Raw genomic sequence first — 22741 nt, forward strand, 5'->3', positions numbered from 1 at the left:
CGGTGTGTGGACCCACCGAACCATCCGCTCCGATCCGCATCGGGGCACCTGCACCACCAGGAGTGAGATAACCCCATGGCCATGCGTGGACCACGACTCGAATTTGCCGTCGGCGCGTTTCTGCTGCTGACCCTGGCCTCGCTGCTGGTACTGGCGGTGGCCTCGACCAACCAGCGCTGGGGCTTTGGCTCCAGCCAGTACACCCTGATTGCGCGCTTCAGCCAGATCGGCCAGCTGCGCCCGCAGGCGCCGGTGAAGATCGGCGGCGTCACCATTGGCAAGGTCTCCGACATCAGCCTGGATCCGACCAAGTTCGATTCGGTGGTGACCCTGTCGCTGGACACCAAATACAAGGATCTGCCCGCCGACACCTCGGCCGGCATCTTCACCAGCGGCCTGCTGGGCGAAAGCTATATCGGGCTGCAGCCGGGCGGCGACCCGGAGACGCTCAAGCCGGGCGAAGAAATCGGCTTCACCCAACCGGCGGTGGATCTGCTGCAGCTGGTCGGCAAATACATGTTCAGTGGTGGCGGCGGCAGCAGTAATGCCCCCGCTGCCAACGGCCAGGCGCCCGCGCCTGCGCAGCCCGCCTCCCCCTCTACGGAACCAACCCCATGAAGACCACCCTGCTCTCCGCTGCCCTGGCCTCGACCCTGCTGGTGTGCGCACCGGCCACGGTGCTGGCACAGCCGGCCACCGCCAGCGCGCCTGCTGCCCAGGGCGCGGCCACCAAGACCGTCATCGACAGCAGCACCCGCATCCTGTCCACGCTGGACCAGCGCCGCGCCGAATTCCGTGGCAACCCGGCTGCCCTGCGCCAGTACATCAATGGCGAATTGAACAAGGCCTTCGATCGCGATTACTCGGCCCGCCTGGTGCTGGGCGTGCACGGCCGCGGCGCCTCCGATGCGGACGTCAAGCTGTTTGCCGATGCGCTGGCCGAGAACCTGATGCAGCGCTACGGCACCGCGCTGCTGAACTTCGAAGGCAAGCCGACCTTCCGCGCCAAGTCTGAAAGCGCACTGCCGGGCAACCGCGGCGTCAAGGTTTCCACCGACCTGCTGCGCGCCGGCAACGACCCGACCCCGGTCGACTACCTGATGCGCAACAGCGGCGGCCAGTGGAAGATCTTCGACGTGATGATCGAAGGCATCTCCTACGTGCAGACCTTCAAGACCCAGTTCGACGGCCCGCTGCGCGAAAAGGGCATCGCCAAGGTCGCGGCCGACCTGCGCAGCGGCAACCTGCAGGTGGGTGCGGCACCGGCCAATGGCCAGTAACGACCAACTGCAGCGCAACGGCGACACGCTGGCGGTAAGCGGCGTGCTCGACCGGGCCGCGGTCACGGATCTGTGGCCGCGCGCGCTCGCGCAACTCGCTGGCGCCCGCACGCTGGATCTTTCCGGTGTACAACGCCTGGACAGCGCCGGCGTGGCGATGCTGGCCGAACTGGCCGCGCGCCTGCGCAGCAACGGCAATGGCACGGTGGTGGGCAAGGCGTCCGGTCTGGACGAATTGTGCGCCGCCTACCGTTTGTCGCCCTCTCTCGATTTTCAGGCCTGAGTGCCACCCCCATGAATCAGTTCCGCTCCCTTTCCCTGTTGGCCTGCCTGCTGCTGGGCGCCTGCGCGAGCCAGACGCCCAAGTCTGCCCCGCCCGCCGCCGATGCTGCTGCCAGCGCCTCCGACACCGCGGTGCGCGACGATGCCGGGGTGACCGCGCAGCCGGCCGCGGCCGGTTTCGCCGCACCCGACGCCCTGCCCGCCACTGCGGCGACTGCGCCGGCCGAGCCGGCCAGCAGCGCTGCCGACAGCGGCACGCCCGGCGCGCCGACCGCGGCCGAAGATGATTTCGACGCCTTGTACGGCTCCACCACGCCGCAAGCCGGCGGCGCAGCCGCAGGCCCGGCCCTGCCTGGCGGGGCCCCGGCCTACGACCCGTGGGAGCGCTACAACCGCGGCATGCACCGCTTCAACCTGGCGGTAGATCGCGGCGTGGCCCGGCCGCTGGCGACCGGCTACACCAAGGTGGTGCCGCGCCCGGCGCGCCTGGGCGTGACCAACTTCTTCGACAACCTGGGTTCGCCGCTGACCATGGTCAACCAGCTGCTGCAGGGCCACCCGGTCTACGCGGTGCAGACCCTGGGCCGCTTCGTGATGAACTCCACGCTGGGCGTGGCCGGCCTGTTCGACCCGGCCAGCGCCGCCGGCATCCCGCGCCGCAGCGAAGACTTTGGCCAGACGCTGGGCGTGTGGGGCTGGCGCAACTCGCGCTACTTCGAGCTGCCGCTGTTCGGCCCACGCACGGTGCGCGACACCTTCGGCCTGGGCGGCGACATTCCGCTCTCGCCGCTGCGCCAGCTCGACGACAGCGGCGCACGCTTCGCCCTGCAGGGCCTGCAGCTGGTGGACACCCGCGCGCAGCTGATGTCGCTGGATTCGCTACGCGACCAGGCCCCGGACGAATACGCCCTGACCCGCGATGCCTGGATGCAGCGCCGCAGCTACCAGATCACCCGCGACCTGCGCAGCCAGCGCAAGGAAGACGGCGAGCTGCCGGAATACCTGCGCGAAGACAAGGACAGCACGGTCCCGGTGGACGCCATGCCGATCCCGCAGTGGATTCGCTGATGGGTGGGTGAGTGGTTTGCTGCACAACAAAAAGCCCGGGAGCGATCCCGGGCTTTTTTATTGCGGCGCATGCCGCCCTGCTCCGCGTGATACGTGCAGCGTGTTGGTACCGATGCCTTCTGCGTTAGGCAGGCGTTCGTCCGATGGCACTGTTATTTACCGGACCGCAGCGCCGGTTCGGGCATGACGGAAGGAGTGCGATCAGCGTAGGCGAGGTAGCTCTCCCATAGATCATGGGTGCGCTGATCGTTGAGATCGACGCGACAGCTCGCCGCTTTCGCCAGCGCGACCGATGCGGTGCCCCACAACACACGCACATTGCCGCATTGCCTTTCGCTGTAAGTACGCCAGGCAGCTTGCGCTGCATCGAACGCATCGGCTGACAGACCGAAATCTGTCAGCGCCCTTGTGCGTGCCGCCTGCAGATAGTCGTCGAGGTGTGCCTGCGACTGCGCAACCTCTTTGGTCCAGCAAGCATTGCTCTGCGCAGTTGTCGCCAGGCCCACACATAGATCAGATGCATGTGCTGAAACGCACCAAAGAAGGCTCAGGAGTGGAAGTAGGTGCCTCACGGTGTCTCTTTGGCTTTCGCGCATTGCTCTTCTCTACGTCTGCACGGTCAGTCAACGTGGACTGCAGATGCTGAGACCGCCCGCGTGGCAGCGCCCTGTTCGACCGAAATCGAACAGGTGGCTGACTGGATGACGAGTCGCAATATGTCTTTGTCCAAGCAACGCCGGTTAGTGCGCCAACGCCGCATCCACGGCCTGACGCAGGCGGGCGTCATCGGCGGCGACGTCGGGTGCGAAGCGTTCGATGACCTGGCCATCGCGGCCGATCAGGAATTTTTCGAAGTTCCACAGCACGCCCGGTGCCGGGTTGGCGGCGATGCCGTAGCCGGCCAGCTTTTCGCGCATCGGGCCATCGCCGGTGGCCTGCGGTTGTGCGCTGGTCAGCGCCTGGTACAACGGATGGATCTCGGCGCCGGTGACGGCGATCTTGGAGAACAGCGGGAAGGTGACGTCATAGGTGAGCTGGCAGAACTGGGCGATCTCCGCCTCGCTGCCGGGCTCCTGCCCATTGAAGTCGTTGGCCGGGAAACCCAGCACTTCCAGGCCCTGGGCCTGCTTGTCGCGGTACAGCGCTTCCAGGCCTTCGTACTGGGGAGTCAGCCCGCACTTGGAGGCGACGTTGACCACCAGCAGCACCTTGCCGCGATGCGCGGCCAGGCTGGTGGCGCCACCGTTGATGTCGGTCACGGGAATGTCGTGGATGCTCTGGCTCATCGGTGCGTCCTGTTGGAGGAAGCTCCAGAGCATAACCGCCGGGCGAGCGCGAGCGCTGCACCCGGTGCGCCGAGGTCAGCGGATCAATCGATGCACAGCGCTGCCTGACCCATGCCGCCGACCACTTCCTGGCGGCAGCCGAAGCGATCGCTGTCGCGCTGGCAGGTGCCGCGGGTGGCGGTGCCGGTGGGCACGATGCTGGTGGCCAGGCAGTCACCGCTGCAATCCGAATTGTCGGTGCAGGTCTTGCCGGCATCGGCGTAGGGCACCACACACCGCGGCGTCTGCATGCGGCCTACCGGACGCATCTGCCCGCCTTTGGCGGTGCAGGCGGCAGCGTCTGTGGATGTTGATGGTGCAGGCGTCACACCAGCCGCCTGGGACGGTTGCGTGGTGGGCGTATTGCTGCAGGCGGCCAGCAGCAGTGCGGACAGTGTCGTGTACATCCATCGGCTCGACATGCGGGCTTCTTCTTGAACAAGGTGAGGCAAGCATCGCGGCTGGTGTGTCTGCGTGGCGTGCTCGGGGTGGGCGGTGTCTGCGGCTGCGGCGTTGGGGCGTAGCTGGGCGTGAGGGGGTGTTATCGGGAAAGCTTCATCGCGCCCGAGGGCGCTCCTACGGGAGATCGGTTGCGAGGTGAGAGCTTGCCGATCACAGGCCTGTGCGTCGATTTATAGCGGGGTGGATCACGACTAAACCCGCGACGGCTGTGAGATGGCGTTGGCCGTTTAGGAGCGCCCTTGGGCGCGATGCGGCGTTATCGGGAAGGCCTCATCGCGCCCGAGGGCGCTCCTACGTGAGATCGGTTGCGAGGTGAGAGCTTGTCGATCACGTGGCGTGTGCGTCGATTTGCAGCGGGGTGGATCACTACCAAATGCACGGCGGCTACCAGATGGCTTCGGCCGTGTAGGAGCGCCCTTGGGCGCGATGGGGCGTTACCGGGAAGGCCTCGTCGCGCCCGAGGGCGCTCCTACAGAAGGCGGTTCGATGCGCCGGGTGCGGCTGTGCGGTGAGTGGCTTGCCCGCGCTGGTTACGGTGTGGCCGGCTCACCGTTGGTCGCGCGAACGAACCATCTGCACTGGCCCTCTTCCGCACTGGCACGCTGCACGCCACACTCATTCCTGCTCGTCACCGGCCTCGTCGTCACTGCTGCTGGTGTCGTCGTTGCCGGCGTCGTCGAGCAGCGCCTGCGATTGCTCGCCGGCCAGGGTTTCCACGCCACGCAGGCGGCGCTCGATGGTGCGGGTCTTGCGGCTGGCTTCGCCCAGGCTCTTGCCGACCGTGGTGATCTGCCGCTCGGCCTTTTCGAGAATGCCGGCGAACTTGCCGAACTCGCTCTTCACCGCGCCCAGCACCTGCCAGACCTCGCTGGAGCGCTTTTCGATCGCCAGGGTCCGGAAGCCCATCTGCAGGCTGTTGAGCAGGGCGGTAAAGGTGGTCGGCCCGGCCAGCACCACGCGATGTTCGCGCTGCAGCAGGTCGACCAGCCCGGCACGGCGGATCACTTCGGCGTACAGGCCTTCGGTGGGCAGGAACATCACTGCGAAGTCGGTGGTGTGCGGCGGGCAGACGTACTTGTCGCTGATGGATTTGGCCTGGATGCGGATGGCGCGTTCCAGCTGCGCGGTCGAGCTCTTGATTGCGTCGAGGTCGCCTTTTTCCTGCGCGTCGATCAGGCGTTCGTAGTCCTCGCGCGGGAACTTGGCATCGACCGGCAGCCACACCACCGTGTCGTCGCCGCGCCCTGGTAGGCGGATCGCGAAATCTACTGCTTCTGCGCTGTCGGGCTTGACCCGTACGCTACGCGCGTATTGCTCCATCGTCAGCGTCTGCTCCAGTATGTTCTCCAGCTGCACTTCGCCCCAGCCGCCGCGGTCCTTGACGTTGGTGAGCACGCGCTTGAGGTCGCCCACGCCGGTGGCCAGCTGCTGCATTTCGCCCAGGCCGCGCTGCACCTGCTCCAGCCGCTCGGACACTAGCTTGAAGGAGGCGTCCAGGCGCGTGTTGAGGGTGGTCTGCAGTTTCTCGTCGACGGTGGCGCGCATCAGTTCCAGCTTGCTGGCGTTGTCGCTCTGCAGGCTGGCCAGCTGTTGCTCGAGCGTGGCGCGCATCTCGCCGATGCGCAGTTCGTTGCGCTGGGTCAGCTCGGTCAGGCGTTGGCCCAGCGCTTCGGTGAAGCGCTGCTGCGACTCGCCCGCTTCGGCGCGGCCCTTGCGCGCGTCCTCGGCGAGCGCTTCACGCAGCGCGGCCATGTGGGTGTCGGTGCGTGCGATCAGCTCGGTGAGTTGCTGCCCGAACACGTGGATGCGGGCTTCTTGCTGCTGGCCGAAGCCATCGAGCTGGGTGCGCAATTCAGTCAGGCGCCCGGTGAGCAGCTCGCCGGTGCGCAGCTGCGCCTGGGTACTTTCTTCGCGTGCCTTGCGGGCATCTTCGCCGAGCGCGTCGCGCAGCAGGTCCAGGCGCTGGTCGGTGCGGGTGGAGAGCTCGGTGAGATTGCGCGCAAAGGTCTCCAGGCGGCCATCCTGCTGCCGCGCCAGGCCTTCGAGTTGTTCGCGTAGTTCGCCGCGGCCGTCGCGTTGTTCGGCGCGCAGCGCCTGCTCCAGCCCGGTGGTGGAAGAGCGCCGCAGCAGCATGGCCAGCTGCAGCACGAAGACTGCGCACAGCAGCCCGATGAGGATGAGGGATTCGGATGACATGCGCGCAGTGTAGCGGTGCCGGTCGCAGCAGCTGCGTCAGTGGGTGGCCAGCTGCAGGGTCGGCACGGTGGCTGCCTGATGGTCGGGAGGGCGCACGTGCTGGTTCGGGGTGAATTGCGTGGCGCGCGGCTGGCGGTGCACTGCGACCTGCGCCGCACTGCAACGACCGACTGCGCGGCCGTCGGCCAGGCGCAGTCGCTCCTTAGCGGGATTGATCGCAACACCGCGCACAGACCGATGCGCCATCCAACATCGCGTGCCATTACTCGCGATCCAGGCCTCGTCACCGCAGCGCCGCCGCCGCCGCCGAGCTGGTGCCCGCCCTGCATCCCGCGCGAACGCGAGACGCGCTGTAGCGCCACATCCCGCAGCGGCCACCGCCATCACCACTAACGCTCGCTCAAAATCCCCTCAGAACCGGCTTGCCGCGGTGCGGTGGGATTCCAGCGCGGCGTGCGCAGCGCAGGTTGTCCACGGTGATGCGGCCGTCGTGCTCGCCCAGCGTCGTGCGCAGCACGCCGGACTCCACCAGCCCAGCGACACGGTTGAGCACGTGATACGGGGCGATCGTGTTATCGGTGGCGAACAGCGAGCCGGTGAAACATCAACGCCCCGTGCAGCCACCACCACTCGCTCAGAATCCTTCCAGTACCAGCTTGCCGCGGGTGCGATGCGATTCCAGCGCGGCGTGCGCGCGGCGCAGGTTGTCCACGGTGATGCGGCCGTAGTGCTCGCCCAGCGTGGTGCGCAGTACGCCGGACTCCACCAGCGCGGCGACGCGGTTGAGCAGGTGGTGCTGGGCGATCATGTCATCGGTGGCGAACAGCGAGCGGGTGAACATCAGCTCCCAGTGCAGCGACAGGCTCTTGCGCTTGAGCGGCAGCGCATCGAGCGTGGCGGGGTCGTCGATCAGCGCCAGCTGGCCTTGCGGGGCGAGCACCTCGACCAACTGCGCGAAGTGCTGGTCGGTATGGGTGAGGCTGGCCACATGTTGCACCTGGGCGATGCCGATGCGCTGCAGGCCGGCCGCCAGCGGCTCGGTGTGGTCGATCACATGGTGGGCGCCGAGCGCGTAGACCCAGTCCTGCGTCTGCGGGCGCGAGGCGGTGCCCACCACGGTAAGCTGGGTCAGCGCGCGCGCCAGTTGCACCAGGATCGAGCCGACCCCGCCGGCCGCGCCGACCACCAGCAGGGTCTGGCCTGCGCCGCCGCCTTCGGCAATGCCGAGCCGGTCGAATAGCAGTTCCCAGGCAGTAATGGCAGTCAGCGGTAACGCGGCGGCGGACGCGTCGTCGAGCGTGGTGGGCTTGCGGCCGACCAGGCGCTCGTCCACCAGGTGGTATTCGGCATTGGTGCCGGGGCGGGTCAACGCGCCGGCGTAGTACACCGCATCGCCCGGCTGGAACAGGGTCACCTCGTCACCGACCGCGTCCACCACGCCGCTGGCGTCCCAGCCCAGCACGCGCGGCGCCTCTACCGGCGCCGTGGCGCGCACCTTGGTGTCGACCGGGTTGACCGAAATGGCGTGGATGCGCACGCGCAGATCGCGCGGGCCGGGCGTGGGCAGTGGCAGGTCGAGCGCAACCAGCGCGCGCGGGTCGTCGATGGGCAGGCCGTGCTGCGGGTAGGCGATGGCTTTCATGGCGGTGGCTGTGGGGCAAGGAGCTGCAGCGTGCGCCATCGCCATTTCCGGAAAAACCGGCAAACTGCGCAAGCAGTTTCACTGTTGGAGAGAAGATGGTCCGGTTCGATGATCTGGCGCTGTTCGTGCGCACCGCGGCGCTGGGCAGTTTTTCCAGTGCCGCGCGCGAGGCCGACCTGTTGCCGGGCCAGGCCAGTGCTGCTGTGGCCCGGCTGGAACGGGCGCTGGACCTGCGCCTGTTTGCACGCTCCACCCGCAGCCTGCGGCTCACCGCCGAGGGCGAGCAGTACCTGCCGTACGCGCGCCAGGTGCTGGAGTTGCTGCGCGATGGCCGCGAGCAGGTGCGCGGCGGCGACCAGGCGCTGCACGGGCTGCTGCAGGTGACCGCGCCGTCGGACCTGGGCCGCAACGTGCTGCTGCCATGGCTGACCGCGTTCCGCGCCGCGCATCCACGGCTGACGCTGCGCCTGCACTTGTCCGACCAGGTGGCCGACCTGTACCGCGCGCCGGTGGATGTGGCGTTCCGGCTGGGGCGCATCGACGACGCCGACCACGTGGCACTGCCGCTGGCGCCGGACAACCGCCGCGTGCTGGTGGCCGCACCGGATTATCTGCACCGGCATGGGCGGCCAAGCACGCTGGAGGCACTGCGCGAGCACGCCTGTCTGCTGTACGTGCTGGCCGGGCGCCCGTACGACCGCTGGCAGTTCGAAGGTGATGGCCGCCGCCAGACCGTGCCGGTGCGTGGGGCGATGCTGTGCGACGACGCCGACGTCGTGCGGCGCTGGGCGGTGGCGGGCGAAGGCATCGCCTACAAGTCGTGGCTGGATGTTTGCGCCGATGTGCAGGCCGGGCGCCTGGAAGTGCTGCTGCCGGCCTACGGCGACCGGCTGCCATTGCAGCTGGTGTGCCCGCATCGCAAGCAGTTCTCGCCCGCCATCCGTCAGCTGCATGCAGACTTCGCGCAGCGCTGCCAGGTATTGACCGCGCTGTTGCCAGGTCTGCCGGCGAGCTGAGCCACCACCGCGCGCACAGCGGCGCACGCGGCCGCGTCCGTTGAAGGCATCCTCACCGTGGTCGCCCTAGCCTGTGTGCATGGTCACGCGCCGTACTCCCTCGCTGCAGCGCTACGGCAACCGCGATGGCGACTCCGGCGTGGTGGCCTATGCGATCACCACCGGCGCGATCGCGGTGCAATTTCGCAGTGGCGAAACGTACGTGTACACCGAGGCCAGCGCCGGCCCCGAGGCGATCGCCACCATGCAACGCCTGGCCGCGGACGGACGCGGACTGAGTACCTACATCAGCCAGCATGTGCGCGAGCATTACGCCGGCAAACTCGAGCCGTAACGCGGTTCGACGCGTGTCATGCACATTGCCATCTCGCATCGTTACGCACGTGGCAACATCGCGCGGCAACGCGACAGCAGTGTCACATCGCAACACGTACGACACCGCCGCCATCGCGATGTTTGCGGGTCCATCGCATCGGCAGTACACAACAACCTGCATCCCATTGGGATTGGCCAACGATTTCAATGACGCATCAACCGGCCACCAGCGCGATGGTGCTTGATGACGCAACCGCCTGTTTTTTGGGCACATGCAGCGCCGACTGCATCGCAGTTACACAAGCGGCCCGAAGCAATGCTGCGAAGGCGCAACATGCAGGCGCACGCGCATTGACCTCAACGTGACCTGGGCGCCGGTAGGCTGACGTTCTCACCTGCGAGGCTGCCTGATGACCACCGTCAAGACCCAAACCCGTTTGCTTGCCCTGGGCCTATTCGCCTTTTTGGGGCTGTTTGGGGCGATCATCTGGTACCTGATGCGGCCGTACGGCACGGCGTATTTCTTCCCGGTGCATTTCCTGATCGGTGCGGCGCTGCCGTTCCTGATCTATGCCATCGGCGCGACGCGGCTGTGGTTCTGGCTGGGCATGATCGTCACTGCGATCGTGCTGCTGTGGTTCAACTTCTGGGGCCACGATGCCAATGGCGCGGCGCCACGCGTGCTCGACTGGAGCCACTTTGCCGCCGGCGCGATCGGCCTGGCCAGTGCGTGGGCGGTGCAGTTGCTGTATCGGCGCGCACGTCCGCCGCATCGTCCGTCGATCGATTGAGGGCGACCGACCCTCGCCACTGTTGGCCGGTGTCTTGCAGCGCGCGCATCACCAACCAATCCGGTCGTCACTGTTGATGGCGATCACCCGCGTCGGCAGAGCATGCCGTGGGAACGGCCGCCGCCATCCGTCGCCAGATAGCTCGCACCACCGATGACGCGCCAGCGCTGGTCACGCCGCAACGCCTCACGCGCATCTGCATCGCCACCAGCGGCTGCGTTTCCAGCGCGTCGATCTACCTAACTCCGCGCTGCCACAGCCTGCGCCGGGCGTCGCGTGACCTTGGACCGATAGCTTTGCTGCGCCGCGTTGGGCGACACTCGGGAATTCTTTTGGTTCCTGCGAGGTCCCCATGTCGTCTTGGCTCAGGCGCAAATCCATCGATCAGGTCACCGTGCACGAGGCCGGGCGGCAGCTGGTGCGCAGCCTGAGCTGGCCGCACCTGATCGCACTGGGCATCGGCGCGATCGTCGGCACCGGCATCTACACGCTGATCGGCGTGGGCGCCGACAAGGCCGGCCCGGCGGTGCTGCTCTCGTTTGTGGCCGCCGGCATCGTGTGCGCCTGCGCGGCGCTGGCGTATGCGGAAATGGCCACGATGATGCCGGCCGCCGGCAGTGCCTACACCTACAGCTACACCGCACTGGGCGAGAGCATCGCCTGGGTGGTGGGCTGGAGCCTGGTGCTGGAATATTCGCTGGTGGTGAGCACCGTGGCGGTGGGCTGGTCGGGCTATTTCGTCGGGTTCCTGCAGTGGTTGGGAGTCAATCTGCCGCATGCACTGATTGCCGGGCCGCACGCCGGCGGCATCGTGAACCTGCCGGCGGTGGTGATCACCTTCCTGGTGGCCGGCATGCTGATGGCCGGCACCAAGGAAAGCGCCACGCTCAACGCGGTGCTGGTGGTGCTGAAGATCATTGCGCTGGGCGTGTTCGTGGCGATCGCACTGCCGGCGTTCAACAGCGCCAACCTGCAGCCGTTCATGCCATATGGCTTCTCCAAGGCGATGGGCCCGGATGGCGTGGAGCGCGGCGTGATGGCGGCGGCGGCGATCATCTTCTTCGCGTTCTACGGGTTCGATGCGATCTCCACTGCGGCAGAAGAGACCAAGAACCCGGGGCGCGATCTGTCGATCGGCATCGTCGGTTCGATGATCGGTTGCACGTTGATCTATGTGCTGGTGGCGTTGTCGGCGGTGGGTGCGATGAGCTTCACCGTGTTCGGCAAGAGCCCGGAGCCGTTGGCGTTGATCCTGCGCGAACTGGGCCATGGCAAGGCGGCGCTGGTGATCGGCGCGGTGGCGATCATCGCGCTGCCGACGGTGCTGCTGGCGTTCCTGTACGGGCAGAGCAGGATCTTCTTTGTGATGTCGCGCGACGGGCTGTTGCCGCGCGGCTTGTCCAAGGTCAACGCACGCACCGGCACGCCGGTGGCGATCACCTTGTTCACCGCGGTGCTGGTGGCCGCGTTGGCGGGTGTGGCGCGGCTGGACGAAATTGCCGCGTTGGCCAATGCCGGTACGTTGGCGGCGTTTACGGCGGTGGCGGCGTGTCTGCTGGTGTTGCGCGTGCGCGAACCCACGCGTGCGCGGGCGTTCCGCACGCCGCTGGCCTGGGTCGTGGGGCCAGTGGCGATCCTGGGCTGCCTGTATCTGTTCTGGAGCCTGCCGAGCACCACGCAGGGCTGGTTCCTGGTGTGGAACGCGCTGGGCGTGGTGGTCTACCTGGCCTACGGGCGGCGGAATAGTCGCTTGGGGAAGGTGGGGTAGTTAGAGCGGCTAACAAAACATAGCGAGCAGTCGTTTTGATAGCTGCTCTTACTTCTCCCGCCGGGAGAAGGTCTCCGTAGGGCGGATGAGGGGCGCCTCAGATATCTTTCAGTGCCAACGATGACGAACGCGTCGCCACGCGCCTTCAAGAGTGAATCATCGATGGGAAGGTCTTGGCGGTAGCAGTGCTGTGCTGCGCGGCTGCTATGAGTACTCCGCCGCCAAATGCAGGTGAGCTGTGCCCTTCTCCCACCGGGAGAAGGTGCCCGTAGGGCGGATGAGGGTGCGCCGCAGGTATCCACCGGCGACCAGCGATGAGGAACGCGTCGCCACGCGCCTTCAACCCTGCATCCTCGATGGCGAAGGTTTAGCGGTGGAAGTCTGCTGCGCGCGTGAGTCAGTGGCTTTGCCCCGTACCCTCACCCCTCTCCCGCAGGGAGAGGGGCTTTCATCCGTCAGCCTGATGCTTGCGGTCACTGCGCGGCGGCAGGCGTGGCGCAGAACGAGGTGGGCAATGCGTCCGCTTGGGTGCCCCAGCCCTGAGTGGGCGGCTGCTTGGTCAGCGCAAACGACAGCGTGCCGCCTTGCTGCAGTTGAGCCCAATCCAGGAATACCTGCGGCTGCGGCTTGCCGTTGACGCGGACGCCATCGACGTACTGCAGCGTGCGGCCATCGGCGCCGGGGGCGTCGATGCGCAGGCGCTTGCCGTTACCCAGGTCCAGCGTGACCCGCTTGAAGCGCGGCGCATGCAACAGGAATTCGCCGCTGCCCGGCACCGCCGGATACAGGCCGAAGGCACTGAACAGGTACCACGCCGACATCGTGCCGAGGTCGTCGTTGCCGGTGACGCCGTTGGGTGCGTTGGTGAACAACTGTTGCGCGGCGCGCACCACGGTGGCGGTCTTCCATGGTTGGCCAATCAGCGTGTACATCCACGGGGCGTGCAGGTCCGGTTCGTTGTTGGGGTTGTAGCGGTACTGGTTGTAATAGCTGTACGGGCCGACCACCCAGTGCGTGCGGGCGGCGTTGAGCGGGTCTTTCAGCAAGTCGTCGTAGGCGAAGAAGGCGTCCAGGCGTTTGCCGGCCTGCTCGCTGCCGTGCATGGCCTGCAGCATGCCGGGGATGTCCTGCTGCAACAGCCACTGGTATTGCCAGGCGGTGCCTTCGTGGAAGCCGTGTTGCGAGCGCGGGCTGTAGCGATCGTCCGAGGGTGCGTACCAGCTTCCGTCTTCCAGGCGGGGACGCGGAAACCCGCTGAAGCCGGTGTCGGCATCGCGCACCCCGGCGTCCCAGACGGTGTGCCAGTTGCCGCCGCGTTTGCGTAGTTGCGCGCTGTCCGCACTGTGGCCAAGCGCTTGCGCCATCTGCGCCAGCGCGCAATCGGCCAGTGCGTATTCCAGCGTGGCCGAGCCGCCGTGGTGCGGGTCCACGTCCATGCCCTTGGAGGGGAAGGCGCGGTCGTATTGCACGAAGCCGTTGGCCAGATAGCTGGCGTTGCCGGAGCGGCCGGCGTGGCGCGAGTTGATGGGCGGTTGCTCGAAGGCGTTCTGGCGCAGCGCCGCATAGGCCTCGGTCTCGTTGCCTTGCAACGCGCCGAAGCGCCACAGGTCGACCAGGAACGGGGTGACCGGGTCGCCGGTCATGATGTTGGTGTCGAAGTTGGCGTAGCCCCAGCGCGGTAACCAGCCGCCCTGCTGATGGATGGCCAGCAGCGAGCGGCCGATGTCGCGCGCGCGCTCGGGTTGCAGCAACGCGAGTAACTGGTTTTGCGAGCGGTAGGTATCCCACAGCGAGAAATACTCGTAGTAGGTCCAGCCGTCGGCGCGATGGATGGCATTGTCATAGCCGCGGTAACGGCCATCGGCGTCGCTGCCGGTCAGCGGCTGCAGCAGGGCGTGATACAGCGCGGTGTAGGCCACGGTGCGGTCGTCGACGCTGGCGCCGTCCAGCTGCAGGCTGACCAGTTGCTTGCGCCAGGCCTGTTGCGCGCGTTGGCGCATCTGCTCCAGGCCCAGCAGCTTGCCGCCCTGCCTGCCGTCGGCGCGCAGGTTGTTGCGTGCACCTTCGGCGTCCACGTGCGAGATGGCGCTGACCACGGTCACCGCACGTGCGTCCTTGCCCTTGCCCAGCGGGAAGCTGAGCCAGGCGCCGTTGGGTTTGAGTTCGCCGCCCATGCTGTGGCGCGCATCGGGCACGCCGCCGTCTTCGCCCCAGACCCCGTGGGCGGTAAACGGGCGGTCGAATTCCAGCCGGAACCAGGTGGTGTATTCGTGGCCGCCGCAGAAGCTTTGCGTGGTCAGTTTGCCTTCGACCACGCGGTCACCCACCACCTGCAGCTGACTGCCGATCACCACGTGGCGGTCGTTGGCCTGGCCCAGGTTGACCAGCACATGGCCGGTGTCGGCGCCGGGGGCGAAGCTGTAGCGCTCGGCGGCGGCGCGGGTGAGCGCGGTGGCTTCGGCGTCGATGCCGCCGTAGTCGGTCAGGCGCACCTTGTAGTAGCCGGCCTGGCCGATCTCGCGATCATGCGTGTAGCGGGCGGCGTAGCGGGTCTGGTCGAAGGCCTTTGCATCGCCGGTATCGAAGTCGCCACCGGGGCCGATGCGGCCGGTGACCGGCAGCACCGAGACCTGGCCGCCCTGCTCCCAGCAACCGGCCCCGGACAGAAACGAATGGCCGAAGCCGCGGATGCTGGGGTCGTCGTAGCGCCAGCCGGCGTAGTGCGCGCCGATCGGGCTGACCTGGACCAGGCCAAACGGGGCCGAGGCGCCCGGGTAGGTGTTGCCGTCGTCCTTGCTGCCGATGAAGGTGTTGACCTGCGCCGGGTCCTGCGCGGCCAGCGGGGCGGACAGCGCCATGCCGAGCAGGCACAGGCCGGCGGCGGCGCGGCGCCAGCGCGGCGTTGCTGGGGAACGCAACGAAGAGCGATACGACGCAACGGCAAAGAGCATGCAGACACCTCGGGGGGAGCGCGCGGCCGAGGCCGCAGGTGGGATCGCGCGTACCGGTCGCCGCAAGACGCGGCGATCAGCGCAGTACGAGCGTGCGCGAAGACCGACTCATGCCACAACCCCGGATGGCGTCAGGCGCAGCAATTGCCTTGTCTGGACGCACCGCTCTACGCCGCACTCACTCGGTACAGAACACGCGCCGGGAATGATGATCAGCCCGGTCACGCGCCGATGGCGACGCGGCGGAGGATTGCCACGTCCTAATTGCCCTCGAATTCAGCCAAACAGACGAGGAGTAGCCCAGGCGGCGCGGCGGTATGGCACGAATTGGGCAAGGCATACGATATGACGCCCTGCCCTTCTCTTGGACCGACTTCCACTCCGGCCGACTCCTGGCGGCGCGTCAGTCGCGCGTGGATGCAGGCGTTTGTTGATCCGGCGGTTCGAACAAATTTGCGTAACGCGCATTGAAGCTTTCGCGATCGGTAACGAAGGCTTCCAGGTCTGGCACATTTCCCTGCGCGAATGGGGGCAGTTCGACCCCATGCGCGTTTGCCAAGGCGCGGATGGCCAGTTCGGTCTTTGCGGCGCTTCCTCGCCGGTCAGGCATCGCATGTGCCATCCACCAATGCAGGTTACCGAGCGCCGGCATCAGCTCGGCCGGATCGTGGCGTCGCGCAATCAGCTCGCCGAACAAGTTTTCGACATGATTCATGATCGGCTGCACCAGTTCGAAAGGGGTGTGCTGGATGCAAAACGGAAAAGCGCCGGCTTCAACCGATCCTTGATGTCCTGCCTGCCCCTGTTGGGCGAGCGGATGGTGAAAGTCGTCTGGATTCACAGCCAGCCGTAGCTGGGTGAGCGGAATCTTCTCCCCATTTAATTCGCCCACCATTTCGAAGACGTCATGCGCCATGAACCCGTCGGGCATCGTCTGCCCAGCGTCCGCAGCAAGGCCATTGGCTTGCCGAACCAGCGGAAGCTGGCGCGCTCGTTGTCGCAGATACGTATAGTGCGCTGTGAGGGGTGTGGCGACGTTCGTCTGCCGTGGGTAACCAGCCGCAAATGGCTGAGCATCCCCTTCTTTTGGTTTGCCGGGACCACCTGGCTGAGCTGTTTGCTGGGTGGCCCAGCTATGACGCGCTGCGCCCGAGAAATCCCACAGTTGCCGGAAGGTCTGGATCTGCCCGCTTGCGATGCGTGCGCCGCCTTCCCGGGCCGTGGAACAAAAGCGGCGACCATACTGTTGATTTTCTGGTGTCGACTCTTGGTTGACGCGTGGGTCTGGCCACCGTGCCACGCCGGTCAACGCGATCTGTGTAGGCGAAAGTTTGCTCTCCGCGACAGGTCCTGGCAGTGCATTGCGGATTGGTGGCGATACGCAGGTGAACATGTGGTCCAGGCCCTGCGTACTCGGCGCCAGCGCCGCCGATGCCGCCGCCTTTAGCAACGGTTTGGAGCCGTGCGTGGTGACGGATTGAGTTCCCGGCTCATGGAAGAGACTGCTCTCGATGTGCAGCCTGCGTGCGCCTTGCTCTTCGGCGTAGAGCAGACGCACCTGTACATCCGAACTGATCCGTTGCTCTGGGGTCAGCGCGTGTGAGGGACGGTGGCGCTGCAGGTCCACGGTCACTGTTTCGCCCGGTCTGGACAGTGCCGTTTCGATACCTGCCAAGGTCGCATTTGCCGGCTGCATTGTCACTGCCTGATGACTCGCAGCTTCGGAACCGTTCGTGGTTTCTTTCGCGCCGGAACAAAGCATGCCGGGAAGCGCCTTTCTCACCTTCCTTTTTAGGCCGCTCAGGGGGCCGCCGGCGCCGGCGCCGGCGGTCGGCGGCGCCGGCGGCGCATCTCCGCGTGCCGGCGACTGCGGTGTATCGCACGAGGCAATGCCGCTGTGCGATGGCGCTTTGTTGATCTTCATAAGACCCGGTAGTGCAGGACGACGGTAGCTGTCGTTCTGAACATAGCGCACAACCACTGGCATTCAACCGAGGGCTGGGAAAGTGATGCGCATCAAGCGAAGCTTTCCGCGTGTCCTAGCCAGAAGTGCAGCCGTTCCGGCGCTGTCCCCCGGACCCGAAGCACGGGGATGCGTTTGCGCGCAACTGCGCTGCTCAAAGCGGAACTGCTCTCGCGGCTGTGACGATGACGGCCGAAGGTGTCCATTCCGATCCGAGGTGTCGAGCCGCATTCTGACCACATGCGGCGGGTGATGGTCGGCTCAGAAATCGAATACGTACTCTGCCGCGATCTCGCGGCCGACCGGGCTGAACAGGCGGCTGTTGTAGAACTCGTAATCGAGCTTGTAGGGGTCCTTGTGGTTGTAGCCGGTGCTGTTGAAGACGTTGTTGACGTAGAGATTGAGCTTCATCGCCGGGGTGATGCGGTAGCCCAGATTGACGTTCCAGGTGATAGCCGGGCCGATGCGGCCGTAATACTTGCGGGTGCTCTGGCCGAAGGTGGGGGCTGGCGGGATCGGTGTCGGTGCAGCCGGCGCGGTCGTCGGGCACCCCGCCATCGGCGAACGGCACGCAGCCGCCGGGGTTGTCGAGCCGGTCCTGGCCCCAGTGCGAGCGCACGCCGGGCACCGCGCCGACGCGGTCGCCGTAGACGGTGGCATTCCAGTTGCCGGACAGCCAGCTCACGCTGCCGCGCAACTTGCTGCGGATGTCACGGTCGCGGCGCTCCGGGTTGGGGTCGGTGCGGTAGGTTTGCTCGCGCATCGAGCGCAGGTTGGTGTAATCGAGCCCCATCTGGAAATCGCCGATGGCGGTCTTGAGCTGGTAGCGCGCCCACAGGTCCAGCCCGCTGCCATCGCGCTGCACGCGGGCCAGGATCGAGGCGCAGTAATCGGCGCCGCCGGGGTTGGACCAGGCCTGGCCGGGGGTGATGGTCAGCCCGGTGCGGCAGCCGGCTTCGTCGCGCAGGATGGTGGTCTCGTCGATATCGCCGATCTCATCTTCCAGATGGATGCGCCAGAAGTCGGCGGTGAACGAGACGTTCTCGAACGCATCCCAGACAAACCCCACCGTCCACGAATTGCCCAGCTCCGCATCCAGATCCGGGGTGCCGCGGCGGTTGATGGCGAAGGGATAGGTCACCGCGGTGTTGTCGCCGGTGCAGTTGTTGATCTGGTAGGCGCCGCTGGCGATGCAGCGGTACTGGTCGAGCGTGCGTACCTGCGCCGAGCTGGGTTGGCCAAGCAGATAATGCATGTCCGGGGCGCGGAAGCTGGTGGCGTAGCTGCCGCGCAGCAGCAGGCTGTCGATCTGCACTTCGTAATCGACATTGGCGCGCGGGTCGGGGTTGAGCCGGTAGCCCTGCTGCGCGGCTTCGACCACGGCGGCGAATTCGATCGACCCGGCCCAGCCCTGCGCCAGGGTGCCGCTTAGGCTGAGCGCACCCTGGTTGACCCAGGAGGCGGCGCGGTTGACCGAGTACGCGCCAATCTGCGCGTACTGCCCCGGCGTCAGCGGAGTCCACCAGCGCGCACGGTCCAGCGCATACGCCCGCAGGCCGTCGACGCTGCCCTGTTGCGGGCCCAGGAACAGGAAATAGTCGTTGGCGCGCTGCCAGTTCACCGTGGAGATGCGCTCCTGCACCCGGTAATACGAGCGGCCCAGCGAGGCGTCCCAATCGAAACGGCCGTTGGCCAGGGTGCCGCGCAGGCCGGCACTGATGTCCCAGGAGCGCTCGCGGTTGCGGTTGCGCAGCCCGGTCTGGCTGCCGACTTCGGCGGCGGTGAACTGGCGCACGCCGATCAGTTGCTGGCCGCTGGTGACATCGTAGAACGCGGGGAAATCGAGTCCGGCCGGCAGTTGCACCGCGGGCGGCGAGGTGCCCCATTACACCTCCGAATCGAACACCGCCAGGTTGGTCCAGGCCTGCACACCGTTGCCGAATTCCCAGGTGCCGTAGAGATACCCGGACAGGTCCTTGCTGCCGCTGCGCAGCAGCCAGTTGCCGTAGTCGGCGGTGAGCCCGCACAGCTGGCCGGTATTGCTGGTCACCCCGGTATTGCGGTTGTAGAGCAGGCGGTCGGCCAGGTAGTACTCGCCGCCGAACTGCTCGCAGGCGCCGGGCGGCGGGGCCTGGCGGGTGCGGGTGCCGGTGGCGTTGTCGATCAGGGCGATGCCGCTGCTGGGGCGAAAGCCCACCCGGCGCTGCTCGGCGGTCCAGGCGCTGTAGGACGCATCGCTGGCGTCGTCCATCTGCGGGCGGTCGCGGCCGAACAGCGGGTCGCGGCTGGTGTGCTGCAGCGCGTAGGTCATGCTCCAGTTGGCGCCGGTGCGCCCGCCGGCCCAGGACACATCGGCAGTATCGCGGCCACCTTCGGTGGCGGTGCCGCCGCGCATGCGGAACTGGTCGCCGCTGTAGTTCTGCTTGAGGATCACGTTGACCACGCCGGCGATCGCGTCCGAGCCGTAGATGGCCGAAGCACCACCGGTGAGCACTTCCACCCGGTCCACCGCCGCAGCGGGGATGTTGCTGTAGTTGGAGACGTTGCTCTGCCCGTTGTACGGCAGCGGGTAATCGGCCACGCGGCGGCCGTTGACCAGCAGCAGGCTGCGGTTGGGGCCGAGGTTGCGCAGGTTGAGCGGGCTGGCGTTGGGCGTGTGCGAGCCCCAGCTGACATCCGCTTCCACCGTGCCGATCGCCTGGTTCAACGTGCCGAGCATGTCGTAGACGGTGGTGAAGCCCTGGGCGCGGATCTCCTCCGAGCCGATGATCTGCACCGGCGCCGGCCCTTCGGCCTGGACACGCTTGATGCGCGAGCCGGTCACGGTGACGGCATCGAGTTGTTGCGGATCGGCCTGCTGCGCCAGCGCCGGCAGCGGTGACAGCATGGCGAGCAAGAGGGCCTGGGAGAGCACACGCGGGCGGTGACAACGGGAATCGGTCATTCAGGCGTCTCGTCGGGGGGTGGTGGTACGACGGAAAGACTTCGTCTTTTCAAACACTTGCGGGGAACAGTGTGCTTTGGATCGATCCAAATCTGGCGCGACGTGTGTCACGGTGTGGCAAAGATTAAGCAAGGCTAAACCGTGGCGCCATACTGCGGCGCAGCAGACCGTACGGACTCAAGCGGAAGGCTGCGCCCGGATCTGTAGGGAATTCAGGCAGTTGCCGTGGGCTCAGTACGGGAGTTGACGGCGTGCAAGCGCCGCTAACGGTTTTGCCCGCTTGTAGCCCCACTAAAAGCGGTCAAATGGCTTGATCGTCCGTCATTAGCGGTTTAAAGCCTGCTTATTCTGCGTACGAGCGAGTGTCGGCTCATGGACTCGCTGCGCAGGCTCAGCCAGCCACAGGCATAAAAAAGCCCGGTCGAGACCGGGCTTGGCAACGCTGCGCAGCGGCGGGAGGGGCCGGCGCAGCCATGCCGTGACTTACCAGCGCATGCCTTCGAACGGGTTGAAGCTGGTGCTGCCCTTCACCTTGTCCAGGTAGTAGGCGTAGTTGGCGCTCATGCCGGCCAGCAGGGCCAGCGGGATGCTCAGGGCGTTGCCCAGCGACCCGGGCAGGAACGAGGCAATGATGCCAACTACCAGCCCGATGCCGATCAGGCCCAGCGCCTTGCGCCACAGGCCCAGGATGAAGAAGTAGATGAAGCCGAAGAACAGCGCGTAGAAGTTCATGCCGACCTTGAGCTTCTCGCCGAACGGCAGCGTCTTCAGCGTTTCCTTGTAGGCAGGATCCTTCGGGCCGCCATGACGGTCGAAGAAATCGAAGCGGAACTGCCACTTGGGGCTGAGCTGGGTGCGATCGAAGGTGTCCATTCCGTACCAATATGATTGAAAACGTTTACATGATAGGCGATCGCGTATTCATGAGCACGCTTTTTCGGCAGGCGGACATCACCAGGAACGAGGGGCGCTGCGCAGTCAGCGCTGGTCGGTAGGGCTACTGCCGCGGCGGGAGCGCCGCAGCGCATACAACGACTTGTCGGCACGGTCGACCACCGCCGCCAGCGCCTCGCTGTCCTGGCGCAGCGCGCTGCCCAGGGTGAAGCGGATCGGCGCATCGTCCGCCGCGTCCAGATAGTCACGCGCCAGCGCGCTCAGCTGCGCAGGTGTGGGCTGATGCAGCAGCACCAAAAACTCGTCACCGCCCAGCCGTACCAGGCGGTCCTGGGTGCGCAGCGGCTGGTTGAGGAACCAGGCCATCTGCACCAGCACTTCGTCGCCGCGCTGGTGGCCGTGGGTGTCGTTGACCAGCTTGAACTTATCCAGGTCCACCACGATGCAGCCCCAGCGCACGCTGGGGTCGCGCTTGTCCAGCTCGTCCAGATAGCGGCGGTTGAAGCAGTTGGTCAACGGGTCGGTGAAGGACCATTCCAGCAGCTGCTTTTCCTGCTTGTACTGGTTGGTCACGTCCTGCGCGTGCGCCAGCACCACGGTGCCATCGGCTTCCACGTCGAGCACGTTGTGGTACTGCCAGTGGCGCAGGCTGCCATCGCCGGCGACCAGCTCGATCACGCCCGAATCCTGGCCATCGAGCACCATCCGTGACAGATATCCGTGCAAGGCGGCGTGCCGTTCTGGGCGCACCAATTCCACCAGCGCGCGGCCTTCCATGTCCTCGACGCTACGCCCGAGCGAGCGCGCGGCGGCCGGGTTCACGCTGATCAGGCGGCCGTCCATGTCGTGGGTGCAGATCAGCCCCAGGCTGTACTGGAACATCTTGCGGAACTTGCGCTCGCTGGCGGCCAGGGCGTCCACCGCGCGGTGGCGGTCGGTCACGTCCTGGATGGCACCGATCAGGCGCAGGCGCCCGGCAGTGGTGTCCATTGCGCCAGTGCTCTGCACCCATAAGTGGCGGCCGGTGCTGCTGATCAGCGGCAGCTCCAGGTCCCATGGCGTGCCGTCGCGCACGCAGGCTTCCACCGCTTCGGTGATCACCGCGCGCGCATCCAGCGGATAGAACGCGATCGCCTCGCCCAGGCTGGGCCGGTAGCCTGGCGGCAGGTCGTGCAGGCGGCAGGTCTGGTCGGACCAGATCAAGGTGCCGCTGGCCACATCCACCTCCCAGCCGCCGACGCCGGCCACCTGCCCGGTGCGCTCCAGGAATGCTTCGCTCTCGCGCAGGCGCTGCTGCAGCTGGGCGTTGGCATCGGCGCGCTCCAGCATCAGGCGGCGCTGTTCCAGGCCTTCGGCCGCCACCTGCGCCAGGTGCCGCAGGGCCTCCAGCTGGGCCGGTTGCAGCTGCCGCGGGCGCTGGTCGATCACGCACACCGTGCCCATGCGCAGGCCATCGGAGAGCACGATCGGGGCACCGGCGTAGTAGCGGATACCGGGTGCGTCGGTGACCAGTTCGTTGCCGCTGAAGCGCGGGTCGTCCGACGCATTGGGCACTTCCATCACCGCGTCATCGAGGATGGCGTGCGCGCAGAACGCCAGCTCGCGCGGGGTCTGCGACACGCCCGGCAGGCCGACGTTGGCCTTCCACCATTGGCGGTGCTCGTCCACCAGCGACACCAGCGCGATCGGCGTGCCGGCAATGGCCTGCGCGGCGGCGGCCAGGGCGTCGAAGAACGGTTCGGCGTCGCTATCGACCACCTGCAGCAACGCCAGCCGCGCCAGGCGGTCGGTCTCGTTGGCCGCAAGCGGCGCTGCTACGTGGCGCTGTTTCAACGTGGTCGCTC

Annotated in this window: 18 protein-coding genes and 1 pseudogene; 8 read left to right on the top strand and 11 right to left on the bottom strand. The window is 66.7% G+C overall.

Translation table 11 applies throughout. The features are described from left to right. Positions 1–75 precede the first annotated feature (75 nt). Genes mlaD through ACCQ01_RS22530 form a run of 4 tightly spaced genes read left to right on the top strand, consistent with a single transcriptional unit; the run spans position 76 to position 2630 of the window. Positions 76–618 (top strand): outer membrane lipid asymmetry maintenance protein MlaD, encoded by a 543-nt coding sequence (gene mlaD / locus ACCQ01_RS22515; RefSeq protein ID WP_011039270.1) that lies wholly within the window; start codon positions 76–78, stop codon positions 616–618. Continuing rightward, positions 615–1280 (top strand): MlaC/ttg2D family ABC transporter substrate-binding protein, encoded by a 666-nt coding sequence (locus ACCQ01_RS22520; RefSeq protein ID WP_228434132.1) that lies wholly within the window; start codon positions 615–617, stop codon positions 1278–1280. The genes mlaD and ACCQ01_RS22520 overlap by 4 nt, the downstream gene beginning before the upstream one ends. Then, a complete protein-coding gene (locus ACCQ01_RS22525; protein ID WP_012439719.1) occupies positions 1270–1563 on the top strand; it encodes an STAS domain-containing protein in 294 nt (97 codons plus the stop codon). Before ACCQ01_RS22520 ends, ACCQ01_RS22525 begins: the two co-directional genes overlap by 11 nt. Positions 1564–1574: 11 nt before the next feature. Beyond that, positions 1575–2630 (top strand): MlaA family lipoprotein, encoded by a 1056-nt coding sequence (locus ACCQ01_RS22530; protein WP_228434133.1) that lies wholly within the window; start codon positions 1575–1577, stop codon positions 2628–2630. Positions 2631–2782: 152 nt separating this feature from the next. Here ACCQ01_RS22530 and ACCQ01_RS22535 read toward each other — a convergent pair whose 3' ends face one another. The 6 genes from ACCQ01_RS22535 to ACCQ01_RS22560 all read right to left on the bottom strand — a co-directional run bounded on the left by ACCQ01_RS22535 (position 2783) and on the right by ACCQ01_RS22560 (position 8255). After that, positions 2783–3136: a lysozyme inhibitor LprI family protein gene (locus ACCQ01_RS22535; protein ID WP_323370344.1), complete on the bottom strand. Its 354-nt coding sequence runs from the start codon at positions 3134–3136 to the stop codon at positions 2783–2785. Between the two features lie 234 nt (positions 3137–3370). Then, positions 3371–3916, bottom strand: a complete 546-nt coding sequence (locus ACCQ01_RS22540; RefSeq protein ID WP_115529556.1) for a glutathione peroxidase — start codon at positions 3914–3916, stop codon at positions 3371–3373. 83 nt (positions 3917–3999) lie between these two features. Then, positions 4000–4377 (bottom strand): hypothetical protein, encoded by a 378-nt coding sequence (locus ACCQ01_RS22545; RefSeq protein WP_228434135.1) that lies wholly within the window; start codon positions 4375–4377, stop codon positions 4000–4002. 655 nt (positions 4378–5032) lie between these two features. Beyond that, on the bottom strand, positions 5033–6565 hold the full coding sequence (locus tag ACCQ01_RS22550) for a DNA recombination protein RmuC (RefSeq protein WP_176748167.1): 1533 nt from the start codon (positions 6563–6565) through the stop codon (positions 5033–5035). Positions 6566–6649: 84 nt separating this feature from the next. After that, complete coding sequence (locus ACCQ01_RS22555) at positions 6650–6859, bottom strand: hypothetical protein (RefSeq protein WP_228434136.1); 210 nt, start codon at positions 6857–6859, stop codon at positions 6650–6652. A 388-nt stretch (positions 6860–7247) separates the two neighbouring features. Continuing rightward, positions 7248–8255: a zinc-binding alcohol dehydrogenase family protein gene (locus ACCQ01_RS22560; protein WP_228434137.1), complete on the bottom strand. Its 1008-nt coding sequence runs from the start codon at positions 8253–8255 to the stop codon at positions 7248–7250. 95 nt (positions 8256–8350) lie between these two features. Here ACCQ01_RS22560 and ACCQ01_RS22565 point away from each other — a divergent pair, with 95 nt between their 5' ends. The 4 genes from ACCQ01_RS22565 (at position 8351) to ACCQ01_RS22580 (ending at position 12145) form a co-directional block, all read left to right on the top strand. Continuing rightward, positions 8351–9271: a LysR family transcriptional regulator gene (locus tag ACCQ01_RS22565; protein ID WP_040942163.1), complete on the top strand. Its 921-nt coding sequence runs from the start codon at positions 8351–8353 to the stop codon at positions 9269–9271. Positions 9272–9374: 103 nt separating this feature from the next. Further along, positions 9375–9605 (top strand): hypothetical protein, encoded by a 231-nt coding sequence (locus ACCQ01_RS22570; RefSeq protein ID WP_223648064.1) that lies wholly within the window; start codon positions 9375–9377, stop codon positions 9603–9605. A gap of 391 nt (positions 9606–9996) precedes the next feature. Further along, positions 9997–10377, top strand: a complete 381-nt coding sequence (locus tag ACCQ01_RS22575) for a hypothetical protein (RefSeq protein ID WP_011039280.1) — start codon at positions 9997–9999, stop codon at positions 10375–10377. A 352-nt stretch (positions 10378–10729) separates the two neighbouring features. Then, the gene (locus ACCQ01_RS22580; RefSeq protein ID WP_012439724.1) at positions 10730–12145 is read left to right on the top strand and encodes an amino acid permease; all 1416 of its coding nucleotides are present in this window, start codon (positions 10730–10732) and stop codon (positions 12143–12145) included. 473 nt (positions 12146–12618) lie between these two features. On the opposite strand, the gene ACCQ01_RS22585 is transcribed toward ACCQ01_RS22580, so the two are convergent. The 5 genes and pseudogenes from ACCQ01_RS22585 to ACCQ01_RS22605 form a co-directional block, all read right to left on the bottom strand. Then, positions 12619–15096, bottom strand: coding sequence for a GH92 family glycosyl hydrolase (locus tag ACCQ01_RS22585; protein WP_228434138.1), 2478 nt, complete (start codon positions 15094–15096; stop codon positions 12619–12621). Positions 15097–15499: 403 nt separating this feature from the next. Next, positions 15500–17020, bottom strand: a complete 1521-nt coding sequence (xopAH, locus tag ACCQ01_RS22590) for a XopAH/AvrB family type III secretion system effector (RefSeq protein ID WP_228434139.1) — start codon at positions 17018–17020, stop codon at positions 15500–15502. A gap of 300 nt (positions 17021–17320) precedes the next feature. Continuing rightward, a pseudogene (locus ACCQ01_RS22595) lies at positions 17321–19946 on the bottom strand (TonB-dependent receptor plug domain-containing protein). 540 nt (positions 19947–20486) lie between these two features. Beyond that, positions 20487–20876 (bottom strand): DUF2628 domain-containing protein, encoded by a 390-nt coding sequence (locus tag ACCQ01_RS22600; RefSeq protein WP_011039284.1) that lies wholly within the window; start codon positions 20874–20876, stop codon positions 20487–20489. A 105-nt stretch (positions 20877–20981) separates the two neighbouring features. Further along, on the bottom strand, positions 20982–22730 hold the full coding sequence (locus tag ACCQ01_RS22605; RefSeq protein ID WP_228434140.1) for a sensor domain-containing diguanylate cyclase: 1749 nt from the start codon (positions 22728–22730) through the stop codon (positions 20982–20984). Between the last annotated feature and the right edge of the window lie 11 nt (positions 22731–22741).

This window comes from Xanthomonas sp. NCPPB 4037 (genome assembly GCF_041475695.2).
Lineage (GTDB): Bacteria > Pseudomonadota > Gammaproteobacteria > Xanthomonadales > Xanthomonadaceae > Xanthomonas > Xanthomonas campestris.